Annotated in this window: 21 protein-coding genes and 1 pseudogene; 9 read left to right on the forward strand and 13 right to left on the reverse strand. The window is 67.5% G+C overall.

Annotated elements, in window-relative coordinates; genetic code table 11:
* Positions 1 to 8: 8 nt before the first annotated feature.
* The 3 genes from ACQY9P_RS10540 (at position 9) to ACQY9P_RS10550 (ending at position 1745) form a co-directional block, all read left to right on the forward strand.
* Positions 9 to 257 carry a hypothetical protein gene (locus ACQY9P_RS10540; RefSeq protein ID WP_421739309.1) on the forward strand — a complete coding sequence of 83 codons (249 nt, stop codon included), beginning with the start codon at positions 9 to 11 and terminating at the stop codon, positions 255 to 257.
* A complete protein-coding gene (locus ACQY9P_RS10545; protein ID WP_421739308.1) occupies positions 254 to 1138 on the forward strand; it encodes an SPFH domain-containing protein in 885 nt (294 codons plus the stop codon). The genes ACQY9P_RS10540 and ACQY9P_RS10545 overlap by 4 nt, the downstream gene beginning before the upstream one ends.
* Positions 1139 to 1202: 64 nt before the next feature.
* A complete protein-coding gene (locus ACQY9P_RS10550) occupies positions 1203 to 1745 on the forward strand; it encodes a TetR family transcriptional regulator (RefSeq protein ID WP_421739307.1) in 543 nt (180 codons plus the stop codon).
* A 115-nt stretch (positions 1746 to 1860) separates the two neighbouring features.
* On the opposite strand, the gene ACQY9P_RS10555 is transcribed toward ACQY9P_RS10550, so the two are convergent.
* The 3 genes from ACQY9P_RS10555 to ACQY9P_RS10565 form a co-directional block, all read right to left on the reverse strand.
* Positions 1861 to 3198, reverse strand: a complete 1338-nt coding sequence (locus ACQY9P_RS10555) for an ATP-binding protein (protein ID WP_421739306.1) — start codon at positions 3196 to 3198, stop codon at positions 1861 to 1863.
* A 130-nt stretch (positions 3199 to 3328) separates the two neighbouring features.
* Positions 3329 to 4030 (reverse strand): response regulator, encoded by a 702-nt coding sequence (locus ACQY9P_RS10560; RefSeq protein WP_421739305.1) that lies wholly within the window; start codon positions 4028 to 4030, stop codon positions 3329 to 3331.
* Entirely contained in the window at positions 4027 to 4533 is a 507-nt protein-coding gene (locus tag ACQY9P_RS10565; protein ID WP_421739304.1) for a MarR family winged helix-turn-helix transcriptional regulator, read from the reverse strand. Before ACQY9P_RS10565 ends, ACQY9P_RS10560 begins: the two co-directional genes overlap by 4 nt.
* Positions 4534 to 4613: 80 nt before the next feature.
* Between ACQY9P_RS10565 and ACQY9P_RS10570 the strand changes: the two genes are divergently transcribed.
* From ACQY9P_RS10570 to ACQY9P_RS10580, 3 genes and pseudogenes are all read left to right on the forward strand, one after another.
* Positions 4614 to 5510, forward strand: a complete 897-nt coding sequence (locus ACQY9P_RS10570; protein WP_421739303.1) for a branched-chain amino acid aminotransferase — start codon at positions 4614 to 4616, stop codon at positions 5508 to 5510.
* Between the two features lie 213 nt (positions 5511 to 5723).
* Positions 5724 to 8303, forward strand: a pseudogene (locus tag ACQY9P_RS10575) (TonB-dependent receptor); the annotation flags it as partial.
* A 163-nt stretch (positions 8304 to 8466) separates the two neighbouring features.
* The gene (locus tag ACQY9P_RS10580) at positions 8467 to 9270 is read left to right on the forward strand and encodes a hypothetical protein (protein ID WP_421739302.1); all 804 of its coding nucleotides are present in this window, start codon (positions 8467 to 8469) and stop codon (positions 9268 to 9270) included.
* Between the two features lie 237 nt (positions 9271 to 9507).
* Here the strand turns inward: ACQY9P_RS10580 and ACQY9P_RS10585 are convergent, their stop codons facing one another.
* The 8 genes from ACQY9P_RS10585 to ACQY9P_RS10620 form a co-directional block, all read right to left on the reverse strand.
* Positions 9508 to 10494, reverse strand: coding sequence for a tetratricopeptide repeat protein (locus tag ACQY9P_RS10585; RefSeq protein ID WP_421739301.1), 987 nt, complete (start codon positions 10492 to 10494; stop codon positions 9508 to 9510).
* A 139-nt stretch (positions 10495 to 10633) separates the two neighbouring features.
* Complete coding sequence (locus ACQY9P_RS10590; RefSeq protein WP_421739300.1) at positions 10634 to 11050, reverse strand: DUF4870 family protein; 417 nt, start codon at positions 11048 to 11050, stop codon at positions 10634 to 10636.
* Between the two features lie 2 nt (positions 11051 to 11052).
* The gene (locus tag ACQY9P_RS10595; protein WP_421739299.1) at positions 11053 to 11418 is read right to left on the reverse strand and encodes a DUF4870 family protein; all 366 of its coding nucleotides are present in this window, start codon (positions 11416 to 11418) and stop codon (positions 11053 to 11055) included.
* Positions 11419 to 11513: 95 nt separating this feature from the next.
* Positions 11514 to 12065 (reverse strand): hypothetical protein, encoded by a 552-nt coding sequence (locus ACQY9P_RS10600; protein WP_421739298.1) that lies wholly within the window; start codon positions 12063 to 12065, stop codon positions 11514 to 11516.
* A gap of 1 nt (position 12066) precedes the next feature.
* Entirely contained in the window at positions 12067 to 12474 is a 408-nt protein-coding gene (gene folB / locus ACQY9P_RS10605; protein WP_421739297.1) for a dihydroneopterin aldolase, read from the reverse strand.
* 14 nt (positions 12475 to 12488) lie between these two features.
* Complete coding sequence (locus tag ACQY9P_RS10610) at positions 12489 to 13241, reverse strand: SDR family oxidoreductase (RefSeq protein WP_421739296.1); 753 nt, start codon at positions 13239 to 13241, stop codon at positions 12489 to 12491.
* A 152-nt stretch (positions 13242 to 13393) separates the two neighbouring features.
* Entirely contained in the window at positions 13394 to 13846 is a 453-nt protein-coding gene (locus tag ACQY9P_RS10615) for a type II toxin-antitoxin system VapC family toxin (protein ID WP_421739295.1), read from the reverse strand.
* On the reverse strand, positions 13843 to 14100 hold the full coding sequence (locus ACQY9P_RS10620) for a type II toxin-antitoxin system Phd/YefM family antitoxin (RefSeq protein ID WP_421739294.1): 258 nt from the start codon (positions 14098 to 14100) through the stop codon (positions 13843 to 13845). Before ACQY9P_RS10620 ends, ACQY9P_RS10615 begins: the two co-directional genes overlap by 4 nt.
* A 76-nt stretch (positions 14101 to 14176) precedes the next feature.
* On the opposite strand from ACQY9P_RS10620, the gene ACQY9P_RS10625 reads away from it, so the two are divergent.
* From ACQY9P_RS10625 to ACQY9P_RS10635, 3 genes are all read left to right on the forward strand, one after another.
* On the forward strand, positions 14177 to 14647 hold the full coding sequence (locus tag ACQY9P_RS10625; protein ID WP_421739293.1) for an NUDIX domain-containing protein: 471 nt from the start codon (positions 14177 to 14179) through the stop codon (positions 14645 to 14647).
* A 136-nt stretch (positions 14648 to 14783) separates the two neighbouring features.
* Entirely contained in the window at positions 14784 to 16223 is a 1440-nt protein-coding gene (locus tag ACQY9P_RS10630) for an aldehyde dehydrogenase family protein (protein WP_421739292.1), read from the forward strand.
* Between the two features lie 123 nt (positions 16224 to 16346).
* Positions 16347 to 16868 (forward strand): hypothetical protein, encoded by a 522-nt coding sequence (locus tag ACQY9P_RS10635; RefSeq protein ID WP_421739291.1) that lies wholly within the window; start codon positions 16347 to 16349, stop codon positions 16866 to 16868.
* Positions 16869 to 17437: 569 nt separating this feature from the next.
* Here the strand turns inward: ACQY9P_RS10635 and ACQY9P_RS10640 are convergent.
* Both ACQY9P_RS10640 and ACQY9P_RS10645 read right to left on the reverse strand, forming a co-directional pair.
* The gene (locus ACQY9P_RS10640) at positions 17438 to 17764 is read right to left on the reverse strand and encodes a GIY-YIG nuclease family protein (RefSeq protein ID WP_421739290.1); all 327 of its coding nucleotides are present in this window, start codon (positions 17762 to 17764) and stop codon (positions 17438 to 17440) included.
* Positions 17765 to 17971: 207 nt separating this feature from the next.
* On the reverse strand, positions 17972 to 18904 hold the full coding sequence (locus tag ACQY9P_RS10645; RefSeq protein WP_421739289.1) for a CPBP family glutamic-type intramembrane protease: 933 nt from the start codon (positions 18902 to 18904) through the stop codon (positions 17972 to 17974).
* Positions 18905 to 19178 lie beyond the last annotated feature (274 nt).

The raw sequence follows: 19178 nt of genomic DNA on the forward strand, positions 1-19178 counted from the left end.
GAGGGAGAATGACTGACAGGCAGTATTTCAGCGCCGCCAAGGCGGTCGCTTACGTTATTCTGTTCGTCTCGGCTGTTATAACATTACTTAGGATCGTGATCGGGCCCCTTTGGGGCTCCGCATCCGACCTTGGGATGATTGCGGCTGTTCTGGCCGGCGCCGGCGGCGTGCTCGCCTTGGCGTGGCTGGCGCGGGTGATGATGCGTGACGTGGCCAAGGGGCTGGGCCCCGACAATGGAGAAAACCAAACCTCATGAGCACCCCTGAAAAACCCTTCGGTCGGGGCGCGTCGCAGATCGCGGTGCGCAACGGCCTGATCGTCACGGTGGGCGTTCTGGTGTTGATGATGGGCGGTTGCCAGGTCATCTCGCACAGCACGACGGTCGAGCCCGGCAATGTCGGGGTCAAGATCAAGACCCTCGGCTCCGGCGCCGGCGTCTCGCCCGACGCCCTGCCGGCGCGATGGTACTTCCGCGGCATCGGCGAGCGCATCGTGCAGTATCCGGTCATCCGGCGCACCTACAGCTACACGCGCGAGAAAGACGAGCGCGGCAACGAGAACGAGGAGATCACCTTCTCCGACAACACCGGCCTGCCGATGACCGCCGACGTGTCGGTGACCATGCAGGTCAATCCGGCCTCGGCGCCCAACCTGTACCAGACCTATCGCCTGACCTTCGACCAGCTGCTGGACGGGCCGATCCGCAACGACGTCCGCTCGGCCGTCGCGGCCGAGGCCGAAAAGGTCGGGGTCGAGACGCTGTACAGCGGCGGCCGCCAGATGGTGATCCAGAAGGCCTTCGCGCGGGTGGCCGGCAAGTGGTCCAAGCATGGCGTGACGGTGTCGCAGATGGATTGGATCGGCTCGATCCGCTATCCGGCCGCCGTCATCGACCAGATGCAGCGCAAGACCCAGCTGGAGCAGGAAGCCCTGGCCGCCAAGGCGCTGGAGGCCAAGGAAACCGCCCTGGCCAACGCCGCCGTCGCCAAGGCCAAGGGCGAGGCCGAGGCCACGCGGATCAAGGGTGAGGCCCTGCGTTCCAATCCTCAGGTCCTGCAGCAGCAGGCCATCGAGAAGTGGGACGGGGTTCTGCCCAAGGTGACCGGCGCCTCGACGCCGTTCATCAAGATCGACTGACGTCAAGTCGCCGGGGACGCGCATCACCTTGCCATCGTCCCCGGCGCCCGCCATCTGAGTAGGCATGACCGCCGCTGAAGATATCCTCGACCGCGCCGCCGCCGCCGCCCTGGCCCTGGCGTCCGACCGCCCCTGGCCGCAGATCACCCTGCGCGACATCGCCCTCAAGGCCGAGGTCTCGTTCGCCGAGCTCTACGCCCTGGCCGACGGCAAGGGCGCGGTGCTGGCCCACCTGTCCACCCGCTTCGACCGCGCCGCCCTGGCCACGACCTCGGCCGAGGACGCCGCGCCCCACGATCGCCTGTTCGACGCCGCCATGGCGCGACTGGAAGCGATGGAGCCGCACCGCGCGGCCCTGATCGCCATCAGTCGTTCAGAGGGCGTTGTGGCCTCGGCCCTGCGCTTCCCCAGGACGGCGCGCGCCATTCTCGAGGCCGGCGGCGTTGATGCGACGCCGCTGCGGCTGGCGGCGATGACGGCGGTGTGGGCCCGCTGCGTTCAGGTCTGGCGCGACGACGAGGGCGCGCTGAACCGGACCATGGCCGAGCTGGACAAGCGGTTGAAGCAGATGGCCGAGCGGCTGGAGAAGATTGGGGCGGGGTTTTAGGTCCTCCCCCTAGCGGGGGAGGTGATCGCGAAGCGATCGGAGGGGGAAGTGCCGCTGAGTCATTGCGCTTTTCCCCCACCGGCCTCCGGCCGCCTCCCCCTTCAGGGGGAGGATCTTACCCAGGCAACCGCATCACCGCCCGCAGCCCGCCCATCGGCGAGCGCTCCAGCACCAGGTCGCCGCCCAGCCCGCGCGCCATGTCGCGGGCGATGGCCAGGCCCAGGCCGACGCCCTTTTCGTTCTGGTTCCGCGACTCATCCAGCCGGTTGAACGGCTTGAAGGCGTCCTCGTAGCGGTCTTCGGGAATACCGGGGCCGTTGTCGTCGATCAGGATCTCGACCCCGCCGGTCAGGCGCGGCGCGGCCGTCACCCAGACCTGGTCGCCATGGGCGGCGGCGTTGTCGATCAGGTTGGCCAGGGCGCGCTTGAAGGCGTTGGGGCGCAGGTCCACCGCCAGGTCGGGCGTGACCCGGGACTCGATGGTCGCGCCGGTGCGCGCCGCCGCCGCCACGACGCCGCCGATCAGGTCCGACAGGTCGACGCGGGTCGCCGCTTCCCCGCCCTCGCCGCGCGCGAAGGCCAGGTACTCGTCGATCATGTGCTCCATTTCGGAGAGATCGCCCTTCATGGCCTCGAGCTGTTCGCTGGGCTCGGAGAGGGCCATTTCCAGCTTCAGCCGGGTCAGGGGCGTGCGCAGGTCGTGGCTGACGCTGGCCAGCAGGGCGGTGCGCTGCTCGATATGGCGCTGGATGCGGGCCTTCATCGCCAGGAAGGCCATGGCCGCCTGGCGCACCTCGCGCGCGCCGTGCGGCTTGAAGTCGACCTCGCCGCCGCGCCCGAAGGCGTCGGCCGCGTCGGCCAGCCGCTCGATGGCGCGCACCTGGTTGCGGATGAACAGGATGGCCACGGCGGTCAGCAGCATGGTCGCCACCACCATCCACAGGATGAAGATGTGGCCCTGGGTGGCGAACGCCCGGTCGCGTAGGGCGTAGATCTGCAGCACCCCGCCGTCCACCTGCACGCGGATGTCGATATAGGCGGTGTAGCGGGTGGTATCGAACCAGAACGGAACGTTCAGCCGGTCGGCCAGGGCATCCTGCAGCGAGCGATCCAGGGCGAACAGCGCGTCGCGCCGACGGGTCGGCAGCTTCTTGCCCTTCTGGAAGGCGATCGACAGCGACAGCGACTGCTCGGCCCGCTCGGCCAGCTTGGCGACGGCGGCGGGGCTGGGATCGTCCTGATAGCTGGCCACCGCCCAGGCGATGTCGCCGGCCAGGCCTTCGGACAGCTTGCTGTTCACCGTCTGCCAGTGGGCGTCGAAAAAGGCCCAGGTCACGGCGATCTGCATCACCGCCACCGGCAGCACGATGATCAGCAGGCTGCGCCCGAACAGCGAGGTCGGCAGCCAGCGCTTGATCTGGCGCGGGATATAGAGCTTGGCGCGCAGGCGCATGGCTAGGTCCTCCCCCCGACGGGGGAGGTGTCCGCGAAGCGGACGGAGGGGGAAGTCGGCGGGCGGAGGGGATGATCACTACCCCCTCCGGTCCTGCGGACCTCCTCCCCCCTCTGGGGGAGGACCTTCATCAATCCGGCGCCAGCCGATACCCGATCCCGCGCACCGTCTGCAGATAGCGGGGGTTCTTCGGGTCCGGCTCGATCTTGCGGCGCAGGCGGGTGACCTGGACGTCGACCGCCCGGCCGGTGGCGTCGGCGGTGTCGCGGGCCAGTTCCAGGCGGTCGACGGGTTCGTGGGCGGCGCGGGCCAGGCGGCGCATCAGGGCGACCTCGGCCTCGGTCAGGCGGATCGGCTGGCCGTCGCGGGTCAGCTCGCCGCGCTCGGGCTCGAAGGCGCAGCGACCCAGGATCAGTTCGCGCGGTCCGCTGGGCTTGGCGGCGGTGCGCCGCAGGATGGCCTCTATGCGCAGCAGCAGCTCCTGCGGCTCGAACGGCTTGCCCAGATAGTCGTCGACGCCGTGGGTCAGGCCCTCGATGCGGTCGGCGGCCTGATCGCGGGCGGTCAGCATCAGGATCGGCGTCTTGCCCACCTCGCCGCCCATGGCCCGCAGGCGCTTGGTGAAGGAAAAGCCGTCTTCGCCCGGCATCATCACGTCCAGCACCATCAGGTCGAAGTCCAGCGAGCCGCACAATCGGTCCGCCCCGGCGGCGTCGGCGGCGGTGCTGACCCGGAAACCGGCCCGGACCAGGAATTCCTTCAGCAGCTTGCGGATGCGGTCGTCGTCATCGACCACCAGCAGGTGTCGGTCGCGGCGTTCCTCGGGTGTCATGCCACCACTCTACGCGTGGGACCCACCCCTTGTCTTGGCCCGGCAAGGGCCGCCAGGATGCGGCGCGTGCCGGCCACGCCATCCAGTCCGCCCGTGCGGTAGGCCCTGGCGAGAATCGCCCGCAGGCGTTCGGCGATCCGCGCCTCGAAGGCAACACCCTCGGCGGTCAGGACAGCGGGCTTCCGTCGCCCGTCCAGGTCGCCGCCCCCGCGCTCGACCAGCCCGGCCTTGGTCAGGTCGGCCAGGGTGCGGCTGGCGGCCTGTTTCGAGAGGCTGGTCAGCTTGGACAGGTCCTGCACCCCGATGCCGGGCCGGCGGCGCAGCAGGAAGGCGGCGCGCCAGTGCGAGCGGCCCAGGCCCAGGGGCTCGGCCTCCAGCGCGGCGTCGACGGCGGCCCACAGCGCCGCCTCGGCCAGCAGGATCAGCTCCAGCCCGCTGTCCAGTTCCTCTTCGCGCAGGATCAGCCGGGGGTCGGCAGCGCCTTGCTGCAGGGGCGCTATCATCGCCTTAAGTCCATTTTATTTGACGTTCGAGGCCTCGGGGGGTCTAAGAACCCCGTCTCAAATAAGGAGGTCTTGGACCGATGTCTCTCGTTCCCTTCGACGATCGCGATGGATGGATCTGGCTGGATGGCCAGTTCGTAGCCTGGCGTGACGCGAAGGTGCACGTACTGACCCACGGCCTGCACTACGCCTCGTCGGTGTTCGAGGGCGAACGGATGTACGGGGGCGAGATCTTCAAGCTCACCGAACATACCGAGCGCCTCTTCAAGTCGGCCGAAATCCTCGATTTCACGATCCCCTACACGGTGGAGCAGATCGATGAGGCCTGCAAGGCGACGGCCGCCAAGAACAACCTGGATGACTGTTATGTGCGCCCGATCGCTTGGCGCGGCAGCGAAATGATCGGTGTTTCGGCGCAACAGACCAAAATCCACGTGGCCATCGCCGTGTGGGACTGGCCCAGCTACTTCGATCCGGCGACCAAGGCCAAGGGCATCCGCCTGACCTGGGCCAAGTACCAGCGTCCCGATCCGAAGACCGCCCCCGTCGCCGCCAAGGCCGCCGGCCTCTACATGATCTGCACCATCTCCAAGCATGCCGCCGAGAAGGAAGGCTATGCCGACGCGATGATGCTGGATTATCGCGGCTATGTGGCCGAGGCGACCGGCGCCAACGTGTTCTTCGTCAAGGACGGCGTGCTGCACACGCCCGAGCCCGACTGCTTCCTGGACGGCATCACCCGTCGCACGGTGATCCAGATCGCCAAGGACAAGGGCCTGACCGTGATCGAGCGCCACATCCAGAAGGAAGAGCTGGCCGACTTCACCGAGTGCTTCATCGTCGGCACCGCCGCCGAGGTCACGCCGGTGGCCGAGATCGGCGAGTTCAAGTTCACGCCCGCCGCGCTGTCGCTGGGCCTGATGGACGACTATGCCCGCCTGGTGCGGCGCGAGGCGCCGGTGGCCGTTCCGGCCTGAGCCGACACGACACCCTGAAACGATCCAGCCGCCCGGAGCGATCCGGGCGGCTTTTTCGTGGGGCCGTCGGTGATCCTTGGGCGGAAGAGATGTCTTGAAGCTGTCGCCGCACCGACAACAAACCTCATTGCAAACGTAACATTCCGGTCGCCGTCCCCGCCTAAGCGCCAGCACGACATATTGCGCAGCCAGAGGGGCCTCGACATGACCATCCGCCACCTGATCGCAGGACTTCTGGCCACCAGCGCCCTGTCGGCCCCGGTCTTCGCCCTGGCCCAGGACGCGCCGGACGCCGTCGACGCGGTGGTGGTCACCGGTCAACGCCAGGCCCAGCGCGCCGCCATCGCCGTCAAGCGCGAGACCTTCGTCGTCGCCGACGTGGTCTCGTCGGACGACATCGGCAAGCTGCCCGACCACAACACCGCCGCCGCCCTGCGCCGCATTCCCGGCATCTCGGTGATGGAAGACCAGGGCGAGCCGCGCTTTCCGGTCATTCGCGGCCTGCGCTCGACCTATAACCGCACCACCGTCGACGGCGCCCTGGTGGCCTCGGTCGACGAGAGCGGCCGCACCGTGCCGATGGACATCGTGCCCTCGGTGATGGCCGGCCGCCTGGAAGTCATCAAGACGGTGACGCCGGAGAACGACGGCAACGCCATCGGCGGCGTCATCAACGTGACCACCCGCAGCGCCTTCGACGCCAGGAAGCCGTTCTTCAACGGCATGGTCTCGTACGGCGACTACGAACGCAGCGGCGGCGTGCGCAACGACAAGCCGTCGTATCGCCTGGCCTTCGCCACCGGCGCGACGTTCGGCGCCAATGACGAGTGGGGCGTCGTCGTCGGCGCCTCGCACGAGCAACTGGACTACGACATTCCGCAGGTGGAATCAGCCGACCCGTCGGTGCGTGAATACACCGCGCTCGGCGCGCCGGTGCTGTCGGGTTCCCCCACGGGTAACGGCATCCAGGTGCCGACCCAGGTCCGCCTGTTCTGGTACAACAACACCAAGCAGCGCAGCGGCGTGAACGGCAAGATCGAGTATCGCCCCAACGACGACTTCCGCTGGGAGGCCTCGGGCCTGTTCGCCCGCATGGAGGACGACGAGGAGCGGATCGAGTACCGCATCGAGCCGATCGGCAACGTCGCCAACCAGACCGCGACCAGCGGCGCCTTCGCCCGCGGCCGCGGCATCATCCAGCTGAACCAGCCGATCACCAAGCGCGAGATCGGCCTGGCCCGCACCAGCTTCGCCTGGACCTTCGCCCCCAAGTGGAAGGCCGACGGCGATCTGGTCTATTCCCAGGCCGGGCTGGACGTGCCCAACGAGTCTGTGGAGTTCCGCACCGTCGACGCCCAGGGCGCCAACTACGCCTTCACCTATGACACCACCAACCCGCTGTTCCCGGTGTTCACGCCGGTCAGCGACGCGGCCCTGCGCAACCCGGTCAACTATGTGCTGCAGCAGCACCGCATCGCCCTGACCAAGACCGACGAGAAGACCGGCCAGGCGCGCTTCAACCTGGGCTTCGACGACGAGGGCGGCGATCGCAACCTGAAGGCCAGGATCGGCGGCGTGCTGCGCTCCAGCGAGCGGAAGTTCACCAGCAGCCAGGTCAATTACCGCGCCGGAACCGGCTTCACCTACACCCTGGACGAGGTCGATTCCGCTGGCCCCAGCGACCTGATCGCCGGGCGCTATCGCTTGAGCCCGCGCATCAACGCCAAGGCGGCGATGGACTTCTTCCGCGCTAACCGCGCCAAATTCACCGAAACGGTGACGGCCCCGACGGGCAATTACGAGGTCACCGAGGACGTCTATGCCGGCTACGCCCAGGCCAGCTACCGCATGGGCGACCTGACCCTGCTGGGCGGCCTGCGCTATGAGAAGACCAAGGTCGACTCCGATGCGATCCGCTCCACGGCAGGCGTCCTGACCCCGACCAGCAATTCGGGCTCCTACGGCAATTGGCTGCCCAGCGCTCACCTGCAGTGGAAGCCGGCCGAGAACTGGATCATCCGCGCCGCCTGGACCAACACCATCGGCCGCCCCGACTATGGCTCGCTGGCCGCCACCGAAAGCCTTCGCTTCGACGGCAGCCAGGCGACCCTGTCGCGCGGCAATCCGGGCCTGAAGGCGCGCGAGAGCGAGGGCTTCGACCTGTCGGTCGAGTTCTACCCGAAGGACGGCATGGTCTCGCTGGCGGTGTTCAGCAAGGACATCAAGAACGAGATCTTCACCCTCAGCTCGACCGAGAACCTCGACGTGGGCCGGGGTGTGGAAGCGGTGCTGGTTTCGACCCCGCGCAACGCCGAGACCGCCAAGATCGCCGGGCTGGAGTTCGCCGTGCAGCAGGCCTTCACCTTCCTGCCCGCGCCGCTCGACGGTTTCGGGTTCAACGGCAACATCACTGTGCTGGACACCGAGTTCACTTTCCTGACCTCGACCGGTCCGCGCAAGACGGGCCTGTTCCAGCAGCCGGACATCACCACCAACGCGTCGATCTACTATCAGCGCGGTCCGTTCGAGGGTCGGGTGTCGCACAACTACATCGGCGGCCAGCTGGAAACGATCAATGACGCCAACGCCAATTCCGACCAGTACTGGAAGGGCCGTCACGTGTTCGACGCCAGCCTTTCGTGGCGCTTCGCCAACCACTTCACGGTCTTCGTCGAAGGCCAGAACCTGACCAATACCGGCCGTCAGGAAGTGACTGGCCCCGGCCGCCGTTACCTGCAGGAATGGGCCAATTACGGCCGCACCTACTGGGTCGGCGCGGCGGTGAATTTCTAGAGCAGGTGCTTCTATCTTGAACCGCTCTCTCTTTACCGCTCATCCCCGCGAAAGCGGGGACCCAAACTGAGCTAACCGAGGGCAAGCTGGACACTCGGCTTGGGTCCCCGCTTTCGCGGGGATGAGCGGGGTGAAGACGTTTAGGCCGCACGGAGAACGACCGATGATCCTGCCCTTCTTCGCGGCCCTGGCGCTGCAAGCCGCCGACCCGCCCGCGCCGACCTTCGCCCGCAAGGCCGAAACGGTCCGCCGTTATGACGGCAAGGCCACTCAGGGCGCGGCGGTGGGGCCCAACGACGTCTATGCGGTGAGCAATTTCCGGCTGGTCCGCTACGACAAGAAGACCGGCGAGCAGCGGGCGGAGTGGACGGGCGACAAGGCCCGTTTCCCGCACATCAACAGCTGCGCCCTGATCGGCAAGGACCTGGTCTGCGCCAGTTCCAACTTTCCGGGCACGCCTCAGGTCAGCACCGTCGAGATGTTTGATCCCATGACCCTGGCCCACAGGCGCAGCGTGTCGCTGGGCCTGGGCACGGGTTCGATCACCTGGGTCGACCGCCATGACGGCGCCTGGTGGGCGATGTTCGCCAACTATGACGGCAAGGGCGGCGAGCCTCCGCGCGACCATCGCCACACCACCCTGGTCAAGTTCGACGACCAGTGGCGCAGACTGGAAGCCTGGGCCCTGCCGGCCACGGTGCTGGAGCGCATCGCGCCGATGAGCGTCTCGGGCGGCGGCTGGGGCCCCGACGGCAAGCTCTATCTGAGCGGCCACGACCTGCCCGAACTGTATGTCATGGGGCTACCCATGGGCGGCGGCGTGCTGGACCACCTCGACACCATCGGCATGGACGCCGAGGGGCAGGCCATCGACTGGGACGAAAGCCAGCCGGGAATGCTGTACGGCATCACCCGTCGGTCCAAGGAAATCCTGGCGATGAAGGTCCCGCTGGCGGCGGCGAAATAGAGCCTGCACGCCCGCGCGAAGGCCGGCGCGGTCTAGGACGGATCGACATTCAGCGGGTCGGCATACTTCTCACCGGTTATCCCCGCGAAAGCGGGGACCCAAGCGGGGCATGCAGATTTTAGAGCGGCGCGGGGTTGTCCCGAGACTCGGCTTGGGTCCCCGCTTTCGCGGGGATGAGCGGTGTTTTGGGCCGCTCTGATCCGAAAATCTGACGTCTTAAATGAATGTCGATCCGCCCTAGGTCGCGACCTTGGCCTCGAGCTCGGCCAGCCGCTGCCGGGTGAGCGCCAGGTCGGGCCCGAAGCGGGCCGGGTCGGCGGCGGCCAGGCGGGCGGCGACGTCGTAGCTTTCGCGATAGAGGTCCAGCGCCCGCATGCGGTGGCCGCGATCCTCGCGCAGGTCGGCCAGGCGCTCCAGCGACACCGACAGGGCCCGCTGGGCCGACGGATCCTGGGCCTCGCGGCCGCCGCTGGACCGCCGCAGGGCCAGGGATTCCTCGAAAGCCGACAGGGCGTCGTCCAGCCGGCCTTCGGCCTCGGCCACGTCGCCAACCCCGGCCAGGGTTCCAGCCAGCAGCTCGAGGACGGCGGGATCGTTCGGCGCGGCCCGGCGGGCGTCGCGGGCGAAGGACACGGCCGTCTCATAGGCCTCGGCGGCGTCGTCCAGTTGACCCTGGCCGCGCGCGAAGTCGCCCAGGTCGCGATAGGCGATGGCCTGTTCGCGGTCGCCCCTGGCCGCAGCCTTCATGGCCATCAGCGTGCGGGCGGCGTCGGCCCAGGATTCGGCGCGGCTGAAGGCGATCATGCGCTCGCGCATCTGGGCGAAGGTCTCTGGCACCGGCGCCGGCGCGGGCGTGGGCTTGGCGGCCGGCGTCATGTCCAGCACGGGTGCGGCGGCCGGTTGAACCTGCGGGGCGGGCGCCAGCGGCGTGACGATCGGCGCCTCGGCCTCGGCCAGCACCGGCGCCAGTTCCAGGCCGCCGATGTCCATGGGCCCCGTCACCGCCGTCTTGCGGCGCTTGGGCTTGGGACGCGGCGTCAGGGCGGCGACGAGCAGTACTCCCCCGAGTATCGCCGCCGCCCCGCCGGCGAATGGTCTATGCGGCTCGAAAGGTCCAAGATCGAGATTCGCGGCCCAGCCCCCCAGAGAGCCCCAGCCGGCGACCACGTATCCCGACGTCGAGAGGATCAGCCCCAGTATGATCCCTACGATGCGAGCCAGCATTGCGCCCCCTCCAAGACGTCCATTCGCCAGGAGCGACAGGTCATCCGAGCTTGACCATGCCGTCGAGGCGTCTCAACCGGTGGGGGAAGTGCGCGCGGCGAGGCGACCCCGATGCGGGCGCCCGCCGCATCCGGCGCCTTTAAATCAGCCATGTCCGGGGGCGGGGATAGGCTTCCCCTCGGGCAAGATAATAGATGCCGACCGCGCAGCGGACCGCGAACCACACCCCGACGGCGCCCATGATGAATACGCCCGCGGCGACCACCGGGATGCCGACCAGCAGCAGCGACAGCGGCAGGCCCAGGATGAACATCGTCAGGCCGATCAGGAACCAGCCGATGCTGAGCCAGAACGAGCGGATGGCGAAAGTGTAGTGGCTCTGGTTGATCGGTCCGGCCGTGCCGCGATTGGCGTAGGCGACCAGCAGGCCGACCACCGTGGTGGCCGCGCAACTGGCGAAGCCCAGCAGGTACAGACCGTAGACGACGGCCGGCAGGACCTTGTCCTCTTCGGGCCGGACCACGGGGGTGATGTCGGGAGCGGAGACGTCGGTCATGGTCAGAGCATCCAGTTCAGGGGTGTGGGATAGGCCTGGCCCTTGAGCAACCAGGACAGGCCGACGATGCAGCGCACGGCGATCCACACGCCGACCGCCGCCAGGATGACGAAGCCGATCCCGACCGCGGTCAGCACGCCGCCGATGATCGCGAATAGCAGCGACAGCCAGAAGGTGCGGATGGCGAATTCGTAGTGGCTTTGCAGCCAGTCCGGCGCGCCCTTGCGGCTGACATAGGCCAGGACGACGGCGATCACCGAGGTCAGCCCGCCCGTGATCAGTCCCGCCAGATGCAGGGCATAGACCACCGCGGGCAGGGTCTTGTCGTCCTGCAGGGCGGGAGGAACGATGGGGTCGGTGTCGGTCACGTCGAAGGCAAACCTTGGAAAACGATGTTGTTCCAAGGGTCGCGCTTATCGGGCAACGATGCAAATGAAGGTCCCGTAACCCGGGGGAAGCGCCCTTAGGGCAGCAGGTCCCGGGGCGGATCGCGGGGATCGAAGGCGTCGCCCCGCGACAGCCAGGGCAGGGCCGCCAGCAGCAGGATCAGCACGAAGCTCATCCGGGCGGCCATGTCGACGCCGACGCCCGCCATGCCGGCGCTCAGCGACGACAACAGCAGGGCCGCGACGCCGATGGCCAGGAAGCCCGCCACCCAGGTCAGGGCCGGGCGGGCCTCGATCCGGGCCAGGGAAAAGCGCGCGGCGGGGGCGGCGTCGGCGGCTTGGCGCGACAGGGCGCGGGCGAAGGCCGAGAAGCCCGCCAGTCGATCCTCGGCCTTGCCGGGCGCGACATAGCTCTGGGCGATGATCACCACCCTGGCCCGACCAAAGCTCAGCTGCAGCACGCGGCGATGACCGCCATGCGGCGCGGCGGCCAGGCGGTATTGCGTCAGGGCGCTCAGCGGGAAGCCGCGCACGCGCACGCCGCGCGTCTCGACCAGCGTTCCGTCCTTCAGCGCCCAGACCGTTTCGGGCTGGAAGGGCGCGAGGCGGGCGCTGTGGCTTTCGCTCATCTCAGGCGCGGACGGCGGTGATTTCCACGCCGGCGGCGGCGGCGTGCGGGGCCAGGGCCAGGGGCTTTTCCACCCGCACCCGGGCGCGGGTGACGCGGGCGTCGGCGAAACAGGCCTGGGCCAGGCGCTCTGCGAAGGTCTCGACCAGGTCGATATGGCCCTCGTCGGCGATGGCGCGGGCCGACTCGCCGATAGTCTCGTAATTGACCGTGTCGCCGATGCGCTCGCAGTGGCTGGCGGCGACGTCGAGCTCGACATCGATCACCAGCGGCTGACGGCGGCCGTGCTCGTGGTCATAGACGCCGATCCAGGCGTCCACCTTGAGGGCGCGCACGAAGACCTTGGTCACGATCACGCGGGCGACGGGAGCCGGGGCGGCGGTGTTTTCGGCGAGGGAGGCGGCGGCCAAGCGGTGCGCCTTTCTTAAGGTGCGACGATGTCGGGCGTGCGCCAGCCCAGATGCTGACCGGCGTCCACGGCGATCATCTGGCCCGTGACCGCCCTTGCGTCAATGAGATAGCGCAGGGCGGCGGTCACGTCGTCGGGGGTGGCGCGGCGCTGCAACAGGGTGCCGGCCGCCTCGGCCTCGAACTCGCCGGGGGCCTGGTGCACGTTGGGCAGGGTGGGGCCCGGACCGATGGCGTTGACGCGGATGCGCGGCGCCAGGGCCTGGGCCAGGGTCTGGGTCGCCCACCACAGGGCCGCCTTGCTGAGGCTGTAGCTGAAGAACTGCGGATTGGGCCGCCAGACCCGCTGGTCGACGATGTTGACGATCAGGCCTTCTGCGTCGTCGGGGAGGGCGGCCGCGAAGGCTTCCGCCAGCACGATCGGCGCGCGCAGGTTGGTCTCGATGTGGGCGTCCCACAGGGCGCGGTCCAGCGATCCCACGCGGTCGTCGCTGAAGCTTGAGGCGCTGTTGATCAGCAGCGTCAGCGGACCCAGCGGCGCGGTCTGGGCGACCAGGCCGGCGACCTGCGCCTCGTCCGAAAGCTCGGCCGACACCGCGATGGCGCGGCGGCCCAGGGCTTGGACGGCGACCACGGTCTCACGCGCCTCGTCGGGCGAGGCGCGGTGGTGGACGGCGACGTCGTAGCCGGCGCGCGCGGCCTCGAGGGCCAGGGCCTGGCCGATCCGACGCCCCGCGCCGGTGACCAGGGCCGCGCCGCGTGCGCTCATGTCAGTCGGCGCGGCCGAATTCGATCAGGTTCAGGCCGATGATGACGGCCAGGAAGACGCCGATGACGAGGATCGCGATCATGACGCGGCTCCGTAAGAGGAAAGGTGTTGCGGCTTTAGCGAGGCGCGGGGCCCGGGGCAAGTAACCAGCGTCACGCCAGTGGGAATTGCGCGGGGGCGTCGGTCCAGGGATTGAACACCGCCGCGCCGCTGTGTTGCACGTCGCGCGTGTTGCGAGTGACCAGGAACAGGTCGTTTTCCAGCGCCGTGGCGGCCAGCAGGGTGTCGATCACCGCCGGCGCCTGGCCGGTCTGCCGCTTCACCGACCCCGAGATCTCGCCCCAGCGGCGCACGACCGGATCGCTGACCGACAGGATGCGGCCGGCGAACCGCCCCGCCAGCGCGTCGCGCGCCGCGACATAGCGCGACCGGTCGGGATGATCGGCCGGCAGGTTGTGGATGCCCTTGTCATATTCGCCCAGCGACAGGACGCTGATGAACAACCGCGTCTCTGGCTGGCCTATCGCCCACGCCTTCACGCTGGGCGCGCCGTTGGGATTGATCAGGGCGGCGATGACATTGGTGTCGATCAGCCAGCCCTTCACAGATCAGGATCTCGGCCGTGGTCGGGCTCACGCGTCAGGTCCAGGTCGTCCAGATGCAGACCCTCCAGGAAGGACACCAGCGACGGGAGGGCCGGGTCGGGCGGGGACAGGCGTTCCAGATCCTCGACGCTCATCACCACCACGGCGTCCTTGCCGCGCACGGTCACGCGCTGGGGGCCCTGGCTGCGCGCCAGGCGAACCACTTCGCTGAAGCGCGCCTTGGCGTCTTCCAGTTTCCAGCTGAGATCGCCCATCGCAGGCTCCATCTGACTAGCTAGTCAGATGGTAGTTCAAATAGGCTACATCGACAAGGACGGCTAACCTGCCGCCATGCTCTGGCGCCGTCGTATCGAACCGTTCACCCGCCCCTTCGTCTATGCCTGGTTTCGCTGGAACCGGGGGCTGACCCTGGGCGTGCGCGGCCTGGTCACCGATGGCGAGGGCCGGGTCCTGCTGATCCAGCACACCTATGTGCCCGGCTGGTACATGCCCGGCGGCGGGGTGGAGCGCGGCGAGACGGCCGAGACGGCGGTGATCCGCGAACTGCAGGAAGAGGCCGGGATCGGCGTGCTGGGCCGGCCGCGCCTGCTGTCGATCCACGACAACAATGTCCGCCACCCGCGCGACCACGTGCTGGTCTATCGCATCGACGCCTGGGAGCCCTGCGCCGCCAGCGCCCAGGGCGAGATCCACGCGGTGGCCTGGTTCGCGCCCGACGCCCTGCCGGAAGATGTCACGCCCGCCACCCGACGGCGGATCGCCGAGGCGCTGGACGGGGCGGAGAGCGATCCGGCCTGGTAAGGGCAGGGGGTTTTGCGGGTTTTGATTTCACGGGCTCTAGCCACATGATCAGCGATCATTAAAATGGTTGTTTGAAGAAGGCCCGCCGCGTTCCAAATTAGAGCGGGCCTCAATTCCCACAGGGCAGGAGCACGGCATGCGCGACTACACCAAGTTCTATATCGACGGCGCCTGGGTCGATCCGGTCGCGCCCAAGACTCTGGACGTGATCAATCCCGCCACCGAAGAGGTCTGCGGCGTGATCTCGATGGGCGGCGTCGCCGACGTCGACAAGGCCGTCATGGCCGCCCGCAAGGCCTTTGAAAGCTACAGCCAGACCAGCCGCGAAGAGCGCATCGACCTGCTGGAGCGCATCGTCTCCGAATACCAGAAGCGCTTCGAGGACATGGCCAAGGCCATCACCGAGGAGATGGGCGCCCCCGCCTGGCTGGCCCAGCGCGCCCAGGCCGCCATGGGCATCGGCCACGTCCAGACCGCCGCCGCCGTGCTGAAGAACTACAAGTTCGAGGAAGATCGCGGCACCACCCGCATCGTCAAGGAGCCGATCGGCGTCTGCGCGTTCATCACGCCGTGGAACTGGCCGGTCAACCAGATCGCCTGCAAGGTCGCGCCCGCGCTCGCCACCGGCTGCACCATGGTGCTGAAGCCCTCGGAGATCGCGCCGTTCAGCGCCTATATCTGGACCGAGATCCTGGCCGCCGCCGGCGTGCCGCACGGCGTCTTCAACCTGGTCAATGGCGACGGCCCCACGGTGGGCGCGGCCCTGTCCAGCCATCCGGAAGTCGACATGGTGTCGTTCACCGGCTCGACCCGCGCCGGCATCGAGGTGGCCCGCAACGCCGCCCCGACCGTCAAGCGCGTGCACCAGGAGCTGGGCGGCAAGAGCCCCAACATCATCCTTGAAGACGCCGACTTCCAGCGCGCCGTCTCGGGCGGCGTCGCCTCGGTGATGATGAACTCGGGCCAGTCGTGCAACGCCCCCACCCGCATGCTGGTGCCGGCCAAGAAGATGGACGAGGTCATCGCCATCGCCCGCGCCACGGCCGAGGCCCACACCGTCGGCGACCCCAACGGCAATTCCAAGATGGGCCCCGTCGTCTCCGACGTGCAGTGGAACAAGATCCAGGGCCTGATCCAGAAGGGCATCGACGAGGGCGCCACCCTGGTCAGCGGCGGCGTCGGCCGTCCGGAGGGCCTCGACAAGGGCTACTACGTCAAGCCCACCGTCTTCGCCAATGTCACCAACGAGATGACCATCGCCAAGGAAGAGATCTTCGGCCCGGTCGTCGCCATCCTGGGTTACGAGACGGTCGATGAAGCGGTGAAGGTCGGCAACGACACCGAGTACGGCCTGGCGGCCTATATCTCGGGCGGCGACCAGGACAACGTCCGCAAGGTGGCCTCGCGCCTGCGCGCCGGCCAGGTGAACCTGAACGGCGCCAGCCCCGACATGATGGCCCCGTTCGGCGGCTACAAGATGAGCGGCAACGGCCGCGAATGGGGCGACCACGCGTTCGGCGAGTTCCTCGAGACCAAGGCGATCCTCGGCTACGCGCCGAAGGTGGCGGCGGAGTAGGAGTTACCTGCTGAGGTTTGAGTTTGGAGGGGCGGGGCTGAAAGGCTCCGCCCTTTTTTAGTTTCTTTGGGAAGTAGGCGCCGCCGCTTTCCAGTCTCACTGAGTCGGGCGTACCGTGTTGGCATGCCTCAAGACAGCCAAGAAGCCGCTAAGGTTTTTTCTGCTGCTCCTCAGCCCCCGGCTGCTGACGAGAGCGATAGGATTCAACAGAAGGCGCTCGCCTTCCTCAAGGAGGCGCATCAACTCGGACAGGGTTACAATCAAGCTCTGGTAGCCCTTGGATTTGCTGCCTTTCTGACGGTTTGGGCGAAGTTGGCGCCATCCCTTCCCCGAGCCACGGTACTTTTGTCTGGGGCGTTACTCGGCTTAGCTCTTGTGGTGTTCGTCGCCTTTCACCTGCTGCAAATGTTGGCTCGCAGCTTGCCAGGTCTAAAGCTTGGCAGGGATTTGCAGGCGGGTGCGGGGGATCCAGCAACCCAACTCGCGGCATTTGCGGCATATGAACAACGCCAATTGTGGAGTTTGGGTCTGATCTTACGTGCATGGCCCTTTGTATTTTTTGTTTCGGCAGGAGCAGGACTTGGCTCGGCTTTACTCATCGTGGGCTATGCGTTCTGGGGTGTTGTTTATTCGGCGCAGCCTTGAGGCGCTAACCCAGACACTAGACATCTGCATTGGACGATGCGCGTCCCACCAAGCCCTGCATCTCTCGTGGCCAGACCGGCGTCGTCTCGCCGTGAGATGAAGGGTTGGCTGCCTTCTCGGCGGGGCGAGAAGGCCGTTTCAAGACCAAACTCAAAACCCACCGTCATTCCCGCCCTTGTGGCGGGAACCCCTCTGTCCGCCGCAGGTGCGGGAGGGGCGAAGTGCTCGCGCACTTCGCTTGCGCTTCACTTGCCAACTGAAACAGGGGTTCCCGCCACAAGGGCGGGAATGACGGGAGGTTGGGGTATGTGGTCGGGAGGGGCGTCCAGACCGGCGATCGTCTCGCCGTGAGATGAAGTGTTGGCTGCCTTCTCGGCGGGGCGAGAAGGGCGTTTCAAGACCAAACTCAAAAACTCACCGTCATTCCCGCCCTTGTGGCGGGAACCCCTCTATCCGCCGCAGGTGCGGGAGGGGCAAAGTGCGCGCGCACTTCGCTGGCGCTTCACGTGTCAGCTGAAACAGGGGTTCCCGCCACAAGGGCGGGAATGACGGGAGGTTGGAGGTGGGGTTCAGATCTGTCTTGGTCCAGGCGTCCATTCGAACACCGGCGAATAGAGATCGTCCCATCGCGGGTTGTCGCGTTCGATCAGGTTGATCTTCCACTGGCGCGGCCAGCGCTTGATCGAGGTCTCGCGCTGAATGGCCTCGGTCATCAGGTCGTGGAGCTCGTACCAGACCAGGCGCTTCAGGCCGTACCGCGCGGTGAATGCCGATCCACGTCCCTCGCGATGCTGCGCGATCCGCGTTTGGAATTGGGCGGTCACGCCCGTGTAGAGCGTTCCGCGATAGTGGTCGGCCATCATGTAGACGGCGATCCAGGCTTCCCGAGGGACCATGACGCGATGAGGGCGTTGTTGCGGTTTGTTCGTCTTTAGATTGAATTCTGGTCAAGCTCAATCTTTTGTCCTTGCCGTTCTCGTGACGTAGCAGGTGCCGGAGGGGCGGATCGCTGGCGATCCGCTTTCGCTTCACGTTTCAGCTCAACGAGGGGTTCCCGCCACAAGGGCGGGAATGACGGGAGGTATGGGGGAGCGGTGTTTGCCTCACCCCAGCCCCGGCGCCGAATACCGCGCGCCCGGCTTCAGCGCCCCCGTCGCCAGCAGGAACACCACCCCCGCCAGCAGCACGGCGCTGGTCGCCACGCTGGCTTCGGGGCCGAAGGCGCCGCCGGTCAGCCACCAGGGGGCGCCCTGGGCGGGGGCCAGGTCGATGACCAGGCTCTTGACGGCCACCCGCTCGCCGCTGACGTCCAGGCCAAAGCCGACGCCCAGCAGGGTGTTCCAGGCGCTGTGCCAGGCGCAGACGCCCCACAGCGAACCTTCCTTGATCGCGTAGAGGCTGATCATCACCGCGAACAGCACCAGATTGACCATCGCGAAGGCCAGTTCCGGCGACGGCTTGATATTGCCCGCGTGCAGCAGGGCGAAGATGATCGCGTTGATGGCGATGGCGGCGATCAGGCCGTGGCGCGAGGCGATCAGCTGCATCAGCCAGCCTCGGAACATGATCTCCTCGGTCGCGCCCTGGATCATGAAGCCGCCGAACAGGCACAGGATGGGGACGAACAGCATGGGGCTGGGCGCGCTCCAGACGCCGATACCCTCGATGCGATAGCCGCCCAGCGCCCAGGCCAGACCGATGGAGGCCACCAGGAAGCCGGCGCCGACCAGCAGGCCGCGCCCGTAGCGGATCAAGGCGTCGCCGTTCAGGCCCAGAGCGGCCGGGCCGCGTCGCTCGAACAGCCAGGCCCAGGCGAAGACGAGCAGGGCCGTGACGCCAAAGCCCAGCAGATTGATCGTCAGGGGCGCCCATTGCGTGCCCAGGTCGGCCGAGTGGAAGCCCATCGGTTTGAGCACGCCAAGGACCGTCGCCACCTGGCCGATGACCAGGAAGGCGACCATCAGCGGGATGGCCGCCGCCGTCCAGGTGCGACGATGCCGCGTCGTGCGCGGCGCATAGAGTTCGATTTTCGTCATGGGATAATACAGGCGGACAGTTCGCCTTACCGATCTGTAATGATGGGTGACTGTTATCTGTATTAGCGGCCTGTTCTGGCGAATTTGTATTTAAATCTTTGTCACGTTTTCGCCGTTTTCCTTGGCGAGCCGCGCCGCCGTGGGCGCGCGCTCAGATCCTCCCCCTAGCGGGGGAGGCGATCGCGAAGCGATCGGAGGGGGAAGTGCTGCTGAGTCATTGCGGTCTTCCCCCACCGGCCTCCGGCCGCCTCCCCCTTCAGGGGGAGGATCTGTC

The sequence above is a fragment of the Caulobacter sp. genome (assembly GCF_965279145.1).
Classification (GTDB): domain Bacteria; phylum Pseudomonadota; class Alphaproteobacteria; order Caulobacterales; family Caulobacteraceae; genus Caulobacter.